Genomic DNA, 14,113 nt, shown 5'->3' on the forward strand with positions numbered 1-14,113 from the left:
CAGTCAGTCGTGGTGAACCCTGGCGCGCTTGAGCAGCTTCTTGCAACGCTCCGACAGATGCAGCACCCGCAGGTGCTTGCCGGCCTTGCTGTAGCGTTCGCGCAGGGTCATCAACGCGGCAATCGCCGAGTAGTCGACAAAGCTCAGGTGACGGCAATCCAGCGTCACCTGGGCCGGGTCGTTGGCCGGGTCGAACTGGTTCAAAAACGGCGTGGTCGAGGCGAAGAACAACGTGCCATGCAGGCGATAGAGCTTGCTGCCATCGGCCTCCAGATGCTCATCGGCATAGAGCTCGCGCGCTTGCTGCCAGGCGAAATTCAACGCCGCAATCACGATCCCGCACAGCACCGCCGTGGCCAGGTCGGTGAACACCGTGATCACCGTCACCGCGACAATCACCAGCACGTCATTGAGCGGCACCTTGTTGATCACCCGCAACGAGGCCCAGGCGAAAGTCTGCTGGGACACCACGAACATCACGCCCACCAGCGCCGCCAGCGGAATGCGCTCGATGAACGGCGACAGGAACAGGATGAACAACAGAATCATCACCCCGGCAAACACCCCGGACAAACGCCCGCGCCCGCCGGAGCTGAGGTTGATCACGGTCTGTCCGATCATCGCGCAGCCACCCATGCCGCCGAACAGGCCGGAGACCATGTTCGCCGCGCCGAGGGCCACGCTTTCACGGTCGGGGTAGCCACGGGTCTCGGTGATTTCGTCGGTGAGGTTGAGGGTGAGCAGGGTTTCCAGCAAGCCGACCATGGCCATCAGGAACGCGTACGGCGCAATAATGCCCAGGGTTTCCACGGTCCACGGTATCTGCGGCAGCGCGAAAGTCGGCAGGCCGCCCGCGATGTGGGCCATGTCGCCAAGGGTGCGGGTCGGCAGGCCGAGCAGGTACACCGCCAGCCCCACGCCGAGGATCGCCACCAACGCAGGCGGCACGGCGCGGGTGATGCGCGGCAGCAGGTAGACGATGGCCATGGTCACCAGCACCAGGCCGGTCATCACGTACAAGGGCGTGCCGCTGAGCCAGGTTTCACCACTTTTGAAATGCTCCAACTGCGCCAGGGCAATGATGATCGCCAAGCCGTTGACGAAGCCCAGCATCACCGGGTGCGGCACCATGCGCACCAGCTTGCCCAGGCGCAGCAGGCCGAAGGCGACCATGATCAAGCCGCCCAGCAACACCGTCGCCAGCAGATACTCCACACCGTGTTGCACCACCAGCGCGACGATCACCACCGCCATCGAGCCGGCCGCACCGGACACCATGCCGGGCCGGCCGCCGAACAACGCGGTGAGGGTGCAGATGATGAAAGCGCCGTAGAGCCCCATCAACGGGTTGAGGTGAGCCACCAGGGCAAAGGCGATGCATTCGGGCAGCAACGCAAAAGACGTGGTGAGGCCGGCCAGGACATCGGCGCGCAGACGGGTGAGGTTCATGAAGTACCAGGGTAATGCGGGGATAAGGCGGGGAATGGTACGGAATTGAGGGAGATGGAGCTAGTCTCAAAGACCGAGTCGTGCCAATCGGGGGCAAGCCCCCTCCCACACTAGACTGCACTCTATAGTTGGAACTCGGTCAACTGTGGGAGGGGGCTTGCCCCCGATAGCAACACCCTGGGGATCAAGTGAACATCACACCATTTCGTGGCGAATCCACTCCACCACCGACGTACGCTTCGGCGCCCAGCCCAACAGTTCACGGGCCTGCTTGCCGCGCACCCGGCTGTTGGAGCCCAAGCCATAGTTGGCCATTTCATAGCCCCACTCGGCTTCAGCGTCGGCCAATGGCCAATCCTGCGGTTTGCCCAGGTTCAGCGCTTCGGCGATGGCGGTGGTCATGTCGATAAACGCGGCCTCGCTGCTTTCCACGAAGTAGAAAGTACCGGGCACATTCTTGGTCAGAGCCAACAGGTACAACGCCACCACGTCTTCGATGTGCACGTTGGACCAGATGTTCTGCCCGGTGCCCACGTGGCGCACTACGCCGCTTTTACGTGCTTGTTTGAGCAGACGCGGCAATTGCACGCTGTCGCGCTTAACACCCAGGCTGTGGCCGTAGATCAGGGTGTTGCAGATCACTGCCGAATTCACGCCATCATTGGCCGCCGCGAGGATCAGATTGTCGATGGCCACACGAGCCGCCTTGTCGACCGTCGGCTCCGGCAGGTTGCCCTCGAAGTAGATGACATCGCTGGCCTTGCCGCCCGACGCATCCCCGACAATGCTCGAACCGCTGGTGTGCAGGAACACCTTGTTCGAGCCCTTCAACGCCGCGAGCAGAGTTTCCACGGCAGCACGGTGGTCGCTGCTGGCGGCGTTGATCACCGCGTCGGCCTGTTGCGCTTGCTCGGTCAATACAGCCGCGTCATCCAGGGTGCCGATCACCGGGTTGACGCCCAGTGCGGTCATCTCGGCAGCCTGCTCGGCGCTGCGCACCAGGCCGGTAACGGTGTGGCCGGCCTTGACCAGGCCGGTCGCGATGGAACCGCCGATAAAACCTGCTGCGCCGGTAATGAATACGTTCATGGAGGACTCTCCTGGCTGGGTAAGTGATGGACCCAGTATCAAGGCCTCATCCCTGACGAATAAGCCCTTGGCGCCCAATTCACTCTTGCGCTCAGGTCACGAATCAGCAGGCATACCGCGCCAGCTTGGCCTGGATAAAGTCCAGGAAACACTGGATACGCAATGCCAGCTGCGAGTTGCGGTAGAACACTGCGTGGATCGGCTGGCGATACCCGCTGTTGAACGCCTCCAGCACCGGCACCAGGCGCCCGGCCTCGATATCGTCAATGGTCATGAAGTTCGACAGGCAGCAGATGCCCTGCCCCTCCAGCGCCAACTGGCGCACGGTTTCGCCGCTGGACGCGGCCACGCCGGGCTGGATCAGCCAGCGATCGCCCTCCACATGGCGCAGCGGCCAGTGGTTGAGGGTTTCGGTCTGGGTGAACCCCAACAGCGTGTAATCGGCCAGCTCGGCCACCGTGGTGGGCGTGCCGTATTGCTTGAGGTAGCCGGGGCTGGCGAGGATATGCAGCGGCGTACAGCCAAGAGATCGCGCGTGCAGGGTCGAGTCAGCCAGGGCGCCGATGCGAATGGCGATATCGGTGCTCTGTTCCAGCAGGTCGATGATCACGTCATCGCTGTTCAACTCCAACTGGATATCCGGGTAGAGGCTACGAAACTCGGCGATGTACGGCACGATCCCATGCAGCATGAACGGCACGGCAGCGTTGACGCGCAGGCGCCCCGCCGGTTTCTGCTGGCGTGATGACAGGCGCTCTTCCAGCTCTTCCATCTGCGCCAGGATCACCTTGGCCTGCTCGAAGAAGTACTTGCCCTCTTCGGTCAGGTCCATGCGCCGCGTGGTGCGGTTGATCAGCGTGGTGTCGAGCTTGGCTTCCAGGCGCGACAACGTGCGGCTGACAGCCGAGGGCGTCTGCCCGACTTGCTCGGCGGCGGCGGAAATCGAACCACATTCAATCACGCTGACGAAGATCTGCAGCTCATCGGACCGGGCTTTCACAGGCGCTCCTCGTTATCGGTTCAGCGCAGCTTACACCGAGAATTTGAACACCTGCGCCAGATGCTGCTCGTAGCGCGCCACGTCAGCTTCGATGGCCGGGCGTTTCATCACGTCCACGCACAGGAACGTGGGCAGGCCGGTCATGCCGAGGAACTCGTTGGCCTTGTGGAACGGGAAATACACCGCGTCCACGCCCTTGGCTTCGAAGAAGTCGGTCGGGTCGTCGAAGGCTTGCTGCGGCGCGTTCCAGGTCAGCGAGAGCATGTACTGTTTGCCGTGGATCAGGCCGCCGCTGCCGTATTTCTGTGAGGCATCGGAGCGGGTGCGGCCGTCGCTGGCGTACAGGCTGCCGTGGCCTTCGGTGAAGACTTCGTCGATGTACTTCTTGACGATCCACGGTGCACCCATCCACCAGCCGGGCATCTGGTAGATGATCACATCGGCCCAGAGGAATTTGCCGACTTCTTCGGCCACGTCGTAGCCTTCGTCGATGTGGGTGACCTTGACGTCGATGCCAGCACGATCCAACGCCGCCACAGCGGTGTCATGCAGGGTAGTGTTGTAGCGGCCATCGGAGTGAGCGAACTTTTTGCCGCCGTTGAGCAAGAGGACTTTTTTCATGGGGTATCCAGAGGGGTTAACAATGTCTGCCGGCAGGCTATCGACATTGCCCCCTCGGAATAAGCAGCGGTGAGGCAAAATACATTTGACCAAAAAGCACGAATCACCTGCGCATTGTTAACCACTGATCAGCAGATGGGCGCCCAGCAATGCCATGCCGATGAAAAATACGCGCTTGAACAACACCGCACTGATGCGCTGACGCACTACCTGACCCAACCACATGCCCAATAGCGCCGGCACCAGCGCCAGCAACGACGCGTTGATTTCACCGCCACCGAGCGTGCCGCGCCAGGCCAGCCCTGCGGCCAATGCCAGGGTGGAAACAGTGAACGACAGCCCCAGCGCCTGCACCAACTGATCACGGTTCAGGCCCAGGGCTTGCAGATAGGGCACGGCGGGAATCACGAACACACCGGTCGCCGAGGTGATGATGCCGGTGATCACCCCGCACACGGGGCCCAGCCAACGTTCAGTCGCAGGATTTACGTTGAACGTCGGCAGGAACAAACCGCTCAGCGCATACACCAGCAACGCCCCGCCCAACGCATGGCCCACCCAGCTTCCCCCGCTCATGCCCAGCCACAACGTGCCCAGCCCAGTGCCCAGGAAGATCAGCAGCAGCATCGGCCACAAGCGCCTGAGCAACGCACTCAAATGACCACCGGACGCCAGTTGCCACAGGTTGGTGATCGTCGAAGGGATGATCAGCAACGCCGCAGCCTGCGTCGGCAGCATAGCCAGGCCGAGCAAGCCCATGGAGACTGTCGGCAAGCCCAGGCCAATCACACCCTTGACGGTGCCGGCGAGCATGAAGGTGCCGATCACCAGCAGTGTCAGGGCGGGGCCGATATTTTGGTAGAACGCGAGGAAGGTATTCATGGAGTGATTGTGCGGTTTTTCGATGAGGTCGAAAATTCGCCATATACTGAGGCAGACTCTTGTTTATACAGAGGCTGGTGCCATGCACTTTGACCTGATAGACCTGCGCCTTTACCTGCACATCTTCGACACCGGCAACATCACCGCCGGGGCGGCCCGCAGCCATTTGTCCCTGGCTGCCGCCAGTGCGCGTATCCGGGCGATGGAGGCTTCGCTGGGTATCGCGTTTCTTGAGCGTGGCCGCCGTGGCGTTACCCCAACACCCGCCGGCAAAGCCCTGGCTCGCCATGCCCGCCTGCTGCTGCAACAGGCCGAGCACCTGCAACAGGACCTGGCGGAATACGCCAACGGCATCAAGGGCCAGGTGCGCCTGCTGTGCAACACCACGGCCCTCAGCGAATACCTGCCGGAGTTACTGGCAGACTTTTTGCGCGAACACCCCAACCTCGACATCGACCTGCAGGAACTGCCGAGCCTGCGCATCACCCAGGCCTTGCGCCAGGGCACGGCGGACCTCGGGATCATTTCCGACGCGGTAGACACCCACGGCCTGCAGACCCTGCCGTTTCGCGATGACCCGCTGGTGCTGATCACACCGCAGGATCATCCGTTCACCGCAGGGAGCTTTATCGATAGCCTGCAATACGACTTTGTGGGCCTCACCGCCCACAGCGCGTTGACGGTTTACCTCGAAGAACAGGCATTGCACGCAGGTTTCCGTCTGCAAACACGCATCCGCGCCGAGGGGTTTGATGGGGTGATCCGCATGGTCGCCCGCGGCGCCGGCCTGGGTATCGTGCCCCAGGCGGCACTGGAGCGCTGGCCACTGGAACCCACCTTCAAGGCCCACCCCCTGCAAGAGGAGTGGGCCTGTCGGAAACTGCTGTTATGTGCGCGCTCGTTCGAACAGCTGCCCGGTTATGCCAAGGCCTTGTTCGACGCCTTGGCCCTGCCCTTGCGGAAAAACCCGTAATACACCGCCGACAGAATCAACAGGAACGGCACACCAAACACCAGCGTCATCTTGAACGCCTCGGTGAAATACGTGGTGATCATCACCGCGCCCATCAGCACTAGGCCCAGCAAGGTGCTGTAGGGAAAAAAGCGCAGTTGGAACGACAGCTTCGGCCCGCCGTGGCACTGGCGGTAGCGACGGAAGAACAGGTGCGTAAGGAAGATCATGAACCAGGTGAAGATCGCGCCGAACATCGAGATTGCCATCATCAAGGTGAACGAACTTTCCGGGTACACCACGTTGAGCAATGTCGCCAGGGCGATGCCCGAACTGGACAGCAGCAACGCGTTCAGCGGGATGCCGCTCTTGCTCAAGGTGCCCATGGACTTGGGCGCGAAGCCGGCACGGGACAGGCTGAACATCATGCGGGTGGTGATGTAGAGCTGGCTGTTCATGGCCGAGAGCGCCGCGATCAGGATCACGAAGTTCATTACCCCGGTAGCGCCGGGAATGCCGATGGTCTGCATCACCGTGACGAACGGGCTCTGGGTCTGCCCGGCCTGGTTCCACGGCACGATGGCCAGCATCAGCGCCAGGGTCAGCAGGTAAAACACCACCAGGCGCACGATGGTCGCACGGAAGGCTTTCTTCACCGCCTGCTCCGGGTCGGCGGCTTCACCGGCGGCCACGGCGATCATCTCCACACTCAGGTAGCTGAAGATCGACACGATCACCGCGATCCACATGCCGCTCAGGCCATGGGGGAAAAACCCCTCGTGGGCCGTGTAGTTCTGCACGCCGTACTCCGGGTTGCCGGAACCGAACACTACGTACACCGCAAGGATGATGAAGCCGACGATGGCGCTGATCTTGATCGTCGAGAACCAGTATTCGAAGTTGCCGAAGGTCTTCACGCTGATGGCGTTGAGCAGGATCAGCACGCTGGAAAACGACACGATCCACACCCATTCCGGCACGTTGGCGAACCAGTACTTCATGTACATCGCCACCGCCGTGACCTCGGCGCCCACCGCCAGCACGATCGCCGCCCAGTAGGCGTAGCGCACCAGGAAGCCGGCCAGCGGGCTGATATAGAACTCGGCATAGGCGCCGAACGAGCCGGAGGTGGAATGCGCCACCGTCATCTCCGCCAGGCAGCCCATCAACAGCAAGGTGATCAACGCGCCGATGGCGTAGCTCACCAGCACACTGGGCCCGGCATACCCAATGGCATAAGCACTGCCCATGAACAGCCCGGTGCCAATGGCGCCGCCGATGGCGATCATGCTCATCTGGCCGGAAGTGAGCTGGCGCCGCAGGCCCAGTTCGCGGTGGGTGATCTCGGCAAAGCCGGTGTCTGGCGTAGTCACGTGGTGTGCCCCTTTATTATTGTGATTGCACTATTGAACTGTTGTCACAGATTCCCTGTGGGAGGGGGCTTGCCCCCGATAGCGGTGGATCAGTCAACGCTGTATTGGCTGGCACACTGCAATCGGGGCAAGCCCCCTCCCACATTTTTATCTGCGTTGTGGTCAGGTGACGCTGTTGCGGACTTTGAACTGCGGTTGGTCCCAGGTGTGGTTGTCGAGGATTTCACCCAGGATTTCCACAGCGTCAAACACCTCGGTAAAGCTTGTGTACAACGGCGTGAATCCAAAGCGCATGATGCGCGGTTCGCGGTAGTCACCGATCACGCCACGGGCGATCAAGGCCTGGATCACGGCATAGCCTTCGGGGTGTTCAAAGCTCACATGACTGCCACGCCGGGCGTGTTCACGCGGGGTGATCAGCACCAGTTCATGAGCAGCGCAACGTGCTTCGACCAATGCGATAAACAGATCGGTCAACGCCAGGGACTTGCTGCGCAAACTCGCCATATCGGTCTGGGCGAAAATCTCCAGCCCACATTCCACCATGGCCAGCGAGGTGATCGGCTGGGTGCCGCACAGGTAACGCGCGATGCCGGCACTCGGTGCGTACGTCGACTCCATGGCGAACTGCCGGGTGTGGCCGAACCAGCCCGACAATGGCTGTCGCACCACATCCACCAGCGCCGGGTTGACCCACACAAACGCCTGGGCGCCCGGGCCGCCGTTGAGGTACTTGTAGGTGCAGCCAATCGCATAGTCGGCACCGGCCCGATGCAGGTCGATGGGCACCGCGCCTGCCGAGTGCGCCAGGTCCCAGAGGCTCAGCGCGCCGCACTCATGGCTCAGGGCGGTCAGCGCCTGCATGTCGTACATGTAGCCGGTCTTGTAGTTGACGTGGGTGAGCATCACCACCGCCACGTCCTGGTCGATGGCCTCGGGCAATTCGTCCGGGCTGTTCACCAGGCGCAGGGAATAACCCTGTTGCAGCAGCTCGGCCAAGCCCTCGGCGATGTACAGGTCGGTGGGAAAGTTGCTCGCCTCGCTGACGATCACCTTGCGGTGCGGCTGGCGTTGACGCTGCACGGTCAACGCAGCGCTGAGCACCTTGAACAGGTTGATGGACGTGGTATCGGTGATCACCACTTCGCCGTCGCCCGCGCCGATCAGCGGCGCCAGGCGGTTGCCCAGGCGCTGGGACAGGTCCGCCCAGCCAGCACTGTTCCAACTGCGGATCAGGCCATTGCCCCACTCTTCGGCAATCACCGCCTGAGCCCGTGCCAATGCCTTCACCGGGCGGGCGCCGAGGGAATTGCCGTCGAGGTAGATCACCCCCTCTGGCAACGCAAACTGGCGGCGCAATGGCGCCAGCGGGTCCTGTTCGTCGAGGGCTTGGCAGTGGCTTCGAGTGGTCATGGATAGTCCTGGCTTTTATAGGTAAGGATGGACCAAATAATGAACGAACTTTTAGAGAATTTTCGTGCAAAGTGGCGGGCAACAGGCTAATTAAGCTGTAGGAAATTCGAATTTAACCCCCAAACACGCGGATTTATTCTAACCATGATTCTCGACGCCACCGACCTGCGCCTCCTGCATTTCCTGCAACAGGATGGCCGCATCAGCAACCAGGAATTGGCCGAAAAAGTCGCGCTGTCACCGTCCGCGTGCCTGCGCCGTCTGCGCCTGCTGGAGAGCGAGGGCATCATCAGCGGTTACCGTGCGGTGTTGAATGCGGAGCAGTTGGGGATCGAGCTGGAGGCCATCGTGCACCTGTCGTTGCGTCAGGATGTGGAGGATTGGCACGAGACGTTCATCAAGAAGGTGCAAGGTTGGCCGGAGGTCGCCAGCGCCTACGTGATCACCGGCGCCAGCAACTATGTGCTGCGGGTGCAGGCGCGCAACCTCAAGCACTTTTCAGACTTTATCGTGAACCACCTGAACCGCACGGCGGGGGTGATGGATATCCGCTCGGAGATTGTGTTGCAGAAGATCAAGGATCGGGATGAGGTGCTGGACTTGGTGGTACGCAAATAACCGCAACACCATCGGTCAAATGTGGGAGGGGGCTTGCCCCCGATGAGGGAGTGTCAGTGGCTGAACTGTTCAATGACACACCGCTATCGGGGGCAAGCCCCCTCCCACATTTTTGAATCGCGTTTAATCTTCCAGAGCGCGGACTCGCTGCATGCGTTTCTGCTCCACCGGCGCCTCCGCCACCTGCAGCTCAAAGTCAAAATCGATCTGCGCAAACCGCCCTTCCACGCCAAACTCCTGCGCCAGTTGCGGGTCGTCGCTGAAGCGAATCTCGGCGATCAACTCATCCCGTGTCGCATAGGCAAAGTCATCATGCAGGTACGGGTCATCCGACAGGTTGATCTGCGTGGTCAGGTGCCGATGCCCCGGCGCCGAAATAAAGAAGTGGATATGCGCCGGCCGCTGCCCGTGGCGCCCGAGCTGATCCAGCAGTTGCTGGGTCGGCCCGGTCGGTGGGCAACCGTAGCCCGACGGCACGATACTACGGAACCGGTAGTTGCCTTGGGCATCGGTCTCGATGCGTCGGCGCAGGTTGAACTCCGATTGCGTCGGATCGAACCACGAGTAAGTCCCCCCCGTGTTGGCCTGCCACACGTCCACAATCGCCCCGGCCAACGGTTTGCCGTTGGTGTCGCGCACCTGCCCGCGCATGAACAGCGGCACCGCGTCGTCCTTGCCATCGTCCAGCCGCGCCTCGACCTTCGACAGCGGCGCCCCGGCCACATACAGCGGGCCTTCAATGGTGCGCGGCGTGCCGCCGGATTTGCCGGATTCCTCATCGGCGGCGTCCATCAGCAAGTCCAGGTAATGCTCCAGGCCCAGCCCGGCGGCGAGCAATCCGGCTTCCTGGTGCTTGCCCAGTTCGTTGAGGTAGTTGACCGCCTTCCAGAACTCTTCCGGGGTCACTTCCAGGTCTTCGATGATGTTCACAGTGTCGCGCAGGATCCGGTAGATCAGCGCCTTGGTCCGCGGGTTACCAGCGTCGTTGAGGTTGCCGCTGGCTTCTTCGAGAAACTGTTGGGCATGGGCAGTCTGGGACAGTCGGATGGACATGGTGCATTCCTCATCTTGTAGTTATTCGTTTGGAAGCCGGCCTAGCGGTCGTCTTCATGGATCGACGACGGGTGCCGGCACAGGGCGTTCACTTCGATGGCCATATAGGGGAACAACGGCAGTTGCATCAGCAGGTCATGCAGTGCCTGCACGCTGTCGACATCGAACACGCTGTAGTTGGCGTAGTGCCCGGCGATGCGCCACAGGTGGCGCCATTTGCCTTCCTGTTGCAGGCGCTGCGCCAGGGCCTTTTCATCGGCCTTGAGGCTGGCAGCGCGCTCGGGGTTCATGTCGAGCGGCAGGTTCACGGTCATTTTTACGTGGAACAACATGGCAGGCGCCTCTTAGTGTTTGTCACGACGGAAGAACGCCAGGCGCTCTTCATCGATGGCCAGGCCCAAGCCCGGTGCGGTGGAGATATGCAGCTGGAAATCGCGGTACACCGGCGGCTCGGTGAGGATGTCTTCGGTGAGCAGCAACGGGCCGAACAGTTCGGTGTCCCACGCCAGTTTGTTCAGCGTAAGAAAGGCATGGGCCGACGCCAGGGTGCCAATGCCGCCTTCGAGCATGGTGCCGCCGTACAGGCCGATCCCCGCCGCTTCGGCAATCGCGGCAGTGCGCAGCACGGCACGCGGGCCGCCGTTCTTGGCGATCTTGAGGGCGAACACCGACGCCGCGCCTTCTCGGGCCAGGTTGAACGCATCCTCGACGCACTCGATGGACTCATCCGCCATGATCGGCGCCGGGCTCGACAGGTTGAGCCGCGCCATGCCGCTGCGGTTATTGCGCGAGATGGGCTGTTCGATCAGGTCGATGCCATTGTCGCCAAGCACCTTGCACGCCCGCAGTGCCACCGCTTCGTCCCAGGCCTGGTTGACGTCGACGCGCACGCTGGCGCGGTCGCCCAGGGCCTTTTTGATCGCGATCACGTGGGCCAGGTCGTGGCTGACTTCACCGGCGCCGATCTTCAATTTGAAGAGGCGGTGGCGGCGCAGGTCGAGCATCTTTTCGGCCTCGGCAATGTCCTTTTCGGTGTTGCCGCTGGCCAGGGTCCAGGCCACCGGTAGCGCGTCGCGCACACGCCCGCCGAGCAGCTCGCTGACCGGTAGGCCCAGGCGTTTGCCGAGGGCGTCGAGCAAGGCGCTTTCGATACCGGACTTGGCAAAGGTGTTGCCACGAATGCTGCGCTCCAGGCGCAACATGGCGGCGTTGATGTTGCTGGCGTCCTGGCCGATCAGCAGCGGCGCGAAGTGACGGTCGATGTTGACCTTGATGCTGTCGGGGCTTTCATTGCCGTAGCTCAGGCCGCCAATGGTGGTGGCTTCGCCGATGCCTTCGATGCCGTCGGCGCAGCGCAGGCGGATGATCACCAGGGTCTGGTTTTGCATGGTGTGCATCGCCAGCTTGTGCGGGCGGATGGTAGGAAGGTCGACGATGATCGTCTCGATCGACTCGATGGCGCAAATCGGCATGGCAATACCCGTTGGGTTCTTTATAGGTTTTAGCCGATTCTGTGCCGTATTTTTCAAGGCTTCCAATATAGAATGGGTCTCGCACAATACCCTCAAGGTATGAAAGGAGCCGTCATGGAATTGCGTCACCTGCGCTATTTCCAGGTGCTGGGAGAAACCCTGAACTTCACCCGCGCCGCCGAACGCCTGCACATCGCCCAGCCGCCGTTGAGTCGGCAGATCCAGCAATTGGAGGATGAACTGGGTGTCATTTTGCTTGAGCGTGGCCGACCGCTGCGACTGACCGAGGCCGGGCGCTTTTTTTATGAACACGCCAACGTGCTGCTGGAGCAATTGAACAAGGTCTGCGACAACACCCGACGTATCGGCCAGGGCGAGAAGACGTGGCTGGGCATCGGTTTTGCGCCGTCGACCCTGTACGGCGTGCTGCCTGAATTGATCCGCCGGCTGCGTACCCATGAGGCGTTGGAGCTGGAACTGGGGCTGTCGGAGATGACCACCTTGCAGCAGGTCGAAGCGCTCAAGGCCGGGCGCATTGATGTGGGGTTCGGGCGGATTCGCATCGATGACCCGGCCATTGTCCAACGCGTGCTGGTGGAGGACCGGCTGGTCGCCGTCCTGCCCGCCGGCCACCCGTTGCTTGATGCGCCCGCCACCCTCGCCCAACTGGCTGCCGAGCCCTTTGTGCTCTACCCCGGCAACCCACGCCCCAGCTATGCCGACCATGTGATCGCGCTGTTCGACGCCCACGGCCTGAGCCTCAAGGTGGCGCAGTGGACCAACGAATTGCAGACCGCCATCGGCCTGGTCGGCGCCGGCATGGGCGTGACGCTGGTGCCGGCCTCGGTGCAAGTGCTGCACCGCGCAGACATCGGCTACACACCGGTGGTGGAGGCCACTGCGACGTCGCCGATCATTCTCAGCCGACGGGTAAATGACCAGTCGCCGGGTCTCAGTCATTGCCTGCAACTGGTGGAAGAGTTGATCTAGCCACGCAGGCGCCGCGCATCGTTGCGCTGCAAAGTCTGGCTCGGCGACTCATCGAACAGCTTGCGATACTCCGCCGAGAACCGCCCCAGGTGAGTAAAGCCCCAGCCCAGGGCGATTTCGGAAATGGTGCGGGTAGAGCCGTGCTCGAGGATTTCCTGGCGTACCGCGCACAGCCGGTGCTTCTTCAAATAGGCCATCGGCGACAGGGCAAAATATTTGCGAAAGGCATCGAACAACTTGAACCGCGACACCCCCGCAGCAGCTTCCAGGTCTTCCAGGTGCACGGTGTCCCGAGCGTTGTCATGGATGTACTGCCGCGCACGGATCAGGTAATGCGGCAGTTTCACGCCGAGGACATCGCGCAACTCTTCGGAGTAGTTGTTCGGCTGGGCCAGGATCAGGCCCTTGATCAGCGAGCTTTCCAGGTCGCGGGTAAAAGCGGCCTGCTCGTATAACTCGCTTCCATGCTCAAGCTCGGCGATGAAGTAGCGCGCCATGCGCCACCAGGACGCTGAAGCCCCGTCCACGGCGTCCATCACCGACTCAAAGCGCAGCGGCGCCTCAATCGGCCGTTGCAGCAAACCTTCCAGTGATTCACTCATCGCCGCCCGCGTGATCACCACCTGCAGCTTGCGGCAATCACCGGAAATCGCCAGCACCTGATGCTCGTTGGGCGAGATGATCACACCCTGATCGCGGTTGGAGATCAGGCGCTCACCGTTCGTGCTCAACTCCTGCTCGCCCACCAACGGCAGGCTCAAGCTGTAGCTGCTGAAGTGCTCGGCGTCTTCGATGTCGATGGTCACGTCGGTGCCGTATTCAATCACGCCCAGGGTGGTGGCGCGGGACTTGAACACGTTGGCGCTGTGGTGAAAGCGCAGGCGCTCCGGCGTATTGGTGGCCAGGCGATGGGGCCCGCAAATGCCCGACATCCAGCTGCGGGCGCCTTCCAGGTCGAAGCGTTGAATCGTTTGGCTGCTCATCAGGGTGCACCCACGGCGGTTAGGCTGTTGCGCGCTCTGGCGGCGCGTCGTTGTTGTTCGACAGCAAATAATGCGCCACGCCGGCGCAATGGCCAGCGGGTGGATAGCAATAGTCGACTAAGTGGATAAACCACCGGTTTTTCCGGCCATTGCCCTGCAAGACAGTAGCGCATCCCGTCACCTTCCTGCACCGGGTTGGGTATTTGCTGCCCAATTAT

The 14,113-nt window shown here is 61.8% G+C and carries 14 protein-coding genes; 3 read left to right on the forward strand and 11 right to left on the reverse strand.

Annotation, left to right across the window (positions count from 1 at the left end; genetic code table 11):
• Positions 1-3: 3 nt before the first annotated feature.
• From M2497_RS26785 to M2497_RS26805, 5 genes are all read right to left on the reverse strand, one after another.
• Positions 4-1,449 carry a SulP family inorganic anion transporter gene (locus tag M2497_RS26785; protein ID WP_248484458.1) on the reverse strand — a complete coding sequence of 482 codons (1,446 nt, stop codon included), beginning with the start codon at positions 1,447-1,449 and terminating at the stop codon, positions 4-6.
• A 195-nt stretch (positions 1,450-1,644) separates the two neighbouring features.
• Positions 1,645-2,538 (reverse strand): NAD-dependent epimerase/dehydratase family protein, encoded by an 894-nt coding sequence (locus M2497_RS26790; RefSeq protein ID WP_248484468.1) that lies wholly within the window; start codon positions 2,536-2,538, stop codon positions 1,645-1,647.
• A gap of 103 nt (positions 2,539-2,641) precedes the next feature.
• Complete coding sequence (locus M2497_RS26795) at positions 2,642-3,538, reverse strand: LysR family transcriptional regulator (RefSeq protein WP_248484470.1); 897 nt, start codon at positions 3,536-3,538, stop codon at positions 2,642-2,644.
• Between the two features lie 30 nt (positions 3,539-3,568).
• Positions 3,569-4,159 (reverse strand): NAD(P)H-dependent oxidoreductase, encoded by a 591-nt coding sequence (locus M2497_RS26800; protein WP_071496364.1) that lies wholly within the window; start codon positions 4,157-4,159, stop codon positions 3,569-3,571.
• A 117-nt stretch (positions 4,160-4,276) separates the two neighbouring features.
• Positions 4,277-5,041 carry a sulfite exporter TauE/SafE family protein gene (locus M2497_RS26805; RefSeq protein ID WP_248484472.1) on the reverse strand — a complete coding sequence of 255 codons (765 nt, stop codon included), beginning with the start codon at positions 5,039-5,041 and terminating at the stop codon, positions 4,277-4,279.
• Between the two features lie 82 nt (positions 5,042-5,123).
• On the opposite strand from M2497_RS26805, the gene M2497_RS26810 reads away from it, so the two are divergent.
• Positions 5,124-6,014, forward strand: coding sequence for a LysR substrate-binding domain-containing protein (locus M2497_RS26810; RefSeq protein ID WP_248484474.1), 891 nt, complete (start codon positions 5,124-5,126; stop codon positions 6,012-6,014).
• Here M2497_RS26810 and M2497_RS26815 read toward each other — a convergent pair.
• Together M2497_RS26815 and kynU are read right to left on the reverse strand one after the other, a co-directional pair.
• Positions 5,960-7,366: an amino acid permease gene (locus tag M2497_RS26815; protein WP_248484476.1), complete on the reverse strand. Its 1,407-nt coding sequence runs from the start codon at positions 7,364-7,366 to the stop codon at positions 5,960-5,962. The two genes, M2497_RS26810 and M2497_RS26815, sit on opposite strands and share 55 nt — an antisense overlap.
• Before the next feature lie 162 nt (positions 7,367-7,528).
• On the reverse strand, positions 7,529-8,779 hold the full coding sequence (kynU, locus tag M2497_RS26820; protein WP_248484478.1) for a kynureninase: 1,251 nt from the start codon (positions 8,777-8,779) through the stop codon (positions 7,529-7,531).
• Between the two features lie 144 nt (positions 8,780-8,923).
• Between kynU and M2497_RS26825 the strand changes: the two genes are divergently transcribed.
• Complete coding sequence (locus M2497_RS26825) at positions 8,924-9,397, forward strand: Lrp/AsnC family transcriptional regulator (RefSeq protein ID WP_003176072.1); 474 nt, start codon at positions 8,924-8,926, stop codon at positions 9,395-9,397.
• Between the two features lie 123 nt (positions 9,398-9,520).
• Here M2497_RS26825 and catA read toward each other — a convergent pair whose 3' ends face one another.
• Genes catA through M2497_RS26840 form a run of 3 tightly spaced genes read right to left on the reverse strand, consistent with a single transcriptional unit; the run spans position 9,521 to position 11,922 of the window.
• Positions 9,521-10,450, reverse strand: a complete 930-nt coding sequence (catA, locus tag M2497_RS26830) for a catechol 1,2-dioxygenase (RefSeq protein ID WP_248484480.1) — start codon at positions 10,448-10,450, stop codon at positions 9,521-9,523.
• Between the two features lie 41 nt (positions 10,451-10,491).
• The gene (catC, locus tag M2497_RS26835) at positions 10,492-10,782 is read right to left on the reverse strand and encodes a muconolactone Delta-isomerase (protein ID WP_071496358.1); all 291 of its coding nucleotides are present in this window, start codon (positions 10,780-10,782) and stop codon (positions 10,492-10,494) included.
• Between the two features lie 12 nt (positions 10,783-10,794).
• Complete coding sequence (locus M2497_RS26840; protein WP_248484482.1) at positions 10,795-11,922, reverse strand: muconate cycloisomerase family protein; 1,128 nt, start codon at positions 11,920-11,922, stop codon at positions 10,795-10,797.
• A gap of 114 nt (positions 11,923-12,036) precedes the next feature.
• Between M2497_RS26840 and M2497_RS26845 the strand changes: the two genes are divergently transcribed.
• The gene (locus tag M2497_RS26845) at positions 12,037-12,912 is read left to right on the forward strand and encodes a LysR family transcriptional regulator (RefSeq protein ID WP_016974899.1); all 876 of its coding nucleotides are present in this window, start codon (positions 12,037-12,039) and stop codon (positions 12,910-12,912) included.
• Here M2497_RS26845 and M2497_RS26850 read toward each other — a convergent pair.
• Positions 12,909-13,895: a helix-turn-helix domain-containing protein gene (locus tag M2497_RS26850; RefSeq protein ID WP_248484484.1), complete on the reverse strand. Its 987-nt coding sequence runs from the start codon at positions 13,893-13,895 to the stop codon at positions 12,909-12,911. The genes M2497_RS26845 and M2497_RS26850 overlap by 4 nt on opposite strands.
• Positions 13,896-14,113: the final 218 nt, after the last annotated feature.

This window comes from Pseudomonas sp. CYM-20-01 (assembly GCF_023169845.1).
GTDB classification, from domain to species: domain Bacteria; phylum Pseudomonadota; class Gammaproteobacteria; order Pseudomonadales; family Pseudomonadaceae; genus Aquipseudomonas; species Aquipseudomonas azotoformans.